Below are 4,000 nucleotides of genomic sequence, written 5' to 3'. Positions count from 1 at the left end.
GACGCGCAGGCGAGCATCGTCTTCGACACGCAGGCGCCGATTGTCACGCCGACGATCTTTGCCACGCTCGATTCCGGCCGACCGAGCAGCCAGGTGGCTCCTCTGCCGGCGAGCATTCTGCCGGCGACGGGCGATGCGACCGAGTTCCTGGTGAGCTGGGGCGGCAGCGACGAGAGCGCAGGATCGGCGATTGCCGACTACACGATCCACGTTTCGGTGGATGGCGGAGCCTTCTCGATCTGGCTGCTGAATACGCCGGCGACTGAAGCGATCTATACCGGGCATCGCGGCCATACCTACGCGTTCTACAGCACCGCGCGCGACAACGCGGGGAACGAGGAGGACGCACCGGCCGACGCCGATGCCGTCACCACGATCGCCGGCGGCAGCGGCTCGCTGTCTGGCGTGAAGTACGAAGACGTGAATGGCGATGGCGTCCGCAGCGCTGACGAGAACGGCTTGGCCGGCTGGACGATCTACCTTGACGCGAACGAGAGCGGGACACTTGACGCCGGCGAAGTCAGCGTACTGACCGACGCGAACGGTGTTTACCATTTCGCCGATCTGGTCGCTGGAAACTACCTGGTCGGCGAGGAAATGCGTAGCGGCTGGATGGCGATCAACCCCGCTGCCGGCAGTCGCCAGATCACCATCGTCGGTGGCGAAGAGTCGACTGCCGACTTCGGCAACTTTGCCCTCGCCCAGATTGGTGGTCTCAAGTTCAATGACCTGGATGGGGATGGCAGCCAGGATGAAGGCGAAGGCGGGCTTGCCGGCTGGACGATCGAGCTCGATCGCGGGGGCGACGGGACGATCGATGCCAGCGCGACGACTGACGAGTACGGCTATTACCGCTTCACCGATCTTGCTCCGGGCGTTTACCGCGTCAGTGAAGTACAGCGGGAAGGCTGGCTGCAGACGGCACCGAGCAGCGGGTACTACAGTGTCAGTCCGACCTCGGGCGCGGACATCGGCGGCAACGACTTCGCCAATGTGCAGGCGGGGAGCATTGCCGGCCGCAAGTTCGAGGACGTCAACGGCGATCGGCGATGGAATGCGGAAGACGATCGTGGCCTGGCCGGCTGGACAATCTATCTCGATCGCAATGCCAACGGCGTGCTGGAAAGCGGCGAGCGTCATACGACGACCGCGGCCGACGGCAGCTACCGCTTCGACAATCTGCTGCCCGGCACCTACACGGTCGCGGAAGTCATGCAGGCCGGTTGGGTTCAGACTTATCCGGGCGTTTCTCCCGCACGGACGGTATCGCTCACCGGGTCGACCGCGGTTCTCAGCCTTCCCGACGAGCTCGTGCGCGCCGACGTCAGCGCAGACGAAGTGCTGAGCAACACGCTGGCCGAGCATCTGACGAATCTCGACGCGTATCGGGCGAATGCCGCCTACGCGGCGCTCAATGGCGCGGGTGTGACCACGGTCGTCATCGACACCGGCATCGACCTCAACCACAGCTTCTTCGGCCCCGATACGGATGGCAACGGCGTTGCCGACCGCATCGTTTTCCAGTGGGATTTCGCCGAAAACGATGCCGATGCCTCAGACCGGCACGGCCATGGTTCGAACGTTTCGAGTCTGATCGCATCGTCCGATGCGCTGGCGAGAGGCGTTGCACCGCAGGCTGACCTGATCGCTCTCAAGGTGTTCACCGATGCGGGCAGCGGCAACTTCGGTTACCTGGAAGAAGCGCTGCAGTGGACGCTCAGTCACATCGACGCCTACCAGATCGGCGTCATCAACATGTCGCTGGGCGACGGCGAGAACTGGGCCGATTCGGCATCGCTGTACGGCATCGGCGATGAACTTGCCGCACTCGCCGCGCACGGGGTGATTATCGTCGCGGCAGCCGGCAACAGTTACTACGAATATAGCGGGCAACTTGGCGTCGCTTATCCGGCCGCCGACCCGGCAGTGGTCGCTGCCGGGGCGGTGTGGAGTGGCGACTTCGGCGGCCAGTACCGCTACGGCAGCGGTGCCATCGACGTGTCGACCGGCCCCGACCGAATTGCCGCATTCTCGCAACGCGACGATAGCCAGCTCGACGCCTTCGTTCCCGGCACCCGCATGCTCGGTGCCAACGCGACGGGTGGCACGGTCACCATGTACGGGACCAGCCAGGCGTCGGCCTACCTCGCCGGCATCGCGACGCTGGCGCAGGATGTCGCGCAGCAATATCTGCATCGAAACCTGACGACTGGGGAGTTTGCCGCGCTGCTCGCCACTAGTGGCAAGACGATCCTGGACGGCGACGACGAGAACGACAACGTGGCCAATACCGGCCTGTCGTTCAGTACCCTCGATGTGCTCGCCCTGGCCAATGCCATTCGCAACCTGACCGCGAGCGGCAATGGCGGTGGTGGCAGCAGCAGCGACGACGATCCGAATGTTGGTCTGATTGCCGGACCGGCGAGCCACACCGTACACGTCGCGGCTGGCGAGGAGATTGCCGAGCGCGATTTCGGTAATTTCCGCCTGGGCGAGATCGCCGGAACGGTGTTCGATGACTTCGACGCCAATGGGGCGTATGACCCGGAGGTTTCCGACAGCGGCCTGCCGGAAATGACCGTTTTCATCGACGCCGACGGCGATGGTGCGCTTGACGTTGACGAAACGAGCACGACCACCGGCGTCGGCGGTGCCTGGCGTATCGCCGGCGTCGGGCCGGGTACGCATCGCGTGACCTTGCTCAATTCCGGTGGCTGGACGCACACTACGGCCAACTTCTTCGACGTCGTCATGGCGAGCCGCGGTAGCGAAACGCGCGACTTCGGAGTGAACCAGATCCCGTATGCGGGCGACGACAGCTTCATCGGCGACGAGGATCAGACCACAGTCATCAACCTGGCGCACGGCGACAGCGATCCTGACGGTCCGCAGCGCGTCGTTCAGGTGCTCAATGCGCCGAGCTTCGGCAGCCTGGTGGATCTCGGCGGTGGAATCTTCAGTTACTCGCCGACAGCCGACTTCAATGGTGAGGACATGTTCACCTATCAGGTGTTCGATGGCCTTGCCAGCAGCAACGTGGCCACCGTTCGTCTGACGATCAACGCGGTCAATGACGCGCCGGTTGCCGTTGGCGAAACGTATGCGCTCGATGAAGACATAGCGCTGGAGGTTCTTCCCAACGGTGTGCTCGGCAACGATATGGACGTCGACGGCGACAGTCTGAGCGTGATCCTGGTCAGCGGAGTTGCGCATGGAGCGCTGACGCTGCGCGCCGACGGCGGTTTCACCTACCTTCCGGACGCCAACTACCACGGCAGCGACAGCTTCAGCTACAAAGTTAACGACGGCAGTGCCGACAGCAACGTGGTCGCCGTCAGTCTGGCCATCGGCGCGGTCAACGACGCACCGCTGGCGACAGAAGATGCGTACGCGGTGGATGAAGACAATACGCTGAGCGTTGCGGCCGCCAATGGCGTGCTCACCAACGATGCCGATGTCGATGGCGACAGCCTGAGCGTCATCCTGGTCGACGGCGTGGCACACGGCGTGTTGATGCTGAACGCCGACGGCGGCTTCGCCTATACCCCGGATGTCAACTACAGCGGCAGCGACAGCTTCATCTACCGGCTGAGCGATGGCAATACGATCAGCAACGACGTCACCGTCAGCCTGAGCGTCAACGCCGTGAACGATGCGCCTCTGGCGCGTGACAACAGCTACTCGGTGGCGCGCAACGGCGGGCTTGTGGTGGTAGCGGAAAGCGGTGTCCTGGCGAACGACACCGATGTCGAAGGCGACGCGCTGGTAGCCGAGGTCGTCAGCGCGCCTTCGCATGGGCAACTCATTCTCAGGGCAGACGGTTCGTTTTCCTACACGCCGGACCTGGGGTACAGTGGTACGGATAGCTTCGTCTACGCCGCGAACGATGGGCTCGCCGCCAGCAATGCGACGGTCTTCCTGAACGTTGGCGGAGGCAACAACGCGCCGCTGGCGGTCGCGGATGCCTACACGGTAGACGAAGACGGCAGCCTGACGGTCG

The 4,000-nt window shown here is 63.8% G+C and carries 1 protein-coding gene; it reads left to right on the top strand.

Annotation, left to right across the window (positions count from 1 at the left end; translation table 11 throughout):
* Nucleotides 1-4,000, top strand: a 4,000-nt coding sequence (locus RKP46_RS01815) for a tandem-95 repeat protein (protein WP_311105048.1), incomplete at both ends; no start/stop codon positions are given.

The sequence above is a fragment of the Accumulibacter sp. genome, assembly GCF_031732815.1.
GTDB lineage: Bacteria > Pseudomonadota > Gammaproteobacteria > Burkholderiales > Rhodocyclaceae > Accumulibacter.
This window is presented reverse-complemented; position numbering and strand designations above follow the sequence as displayed.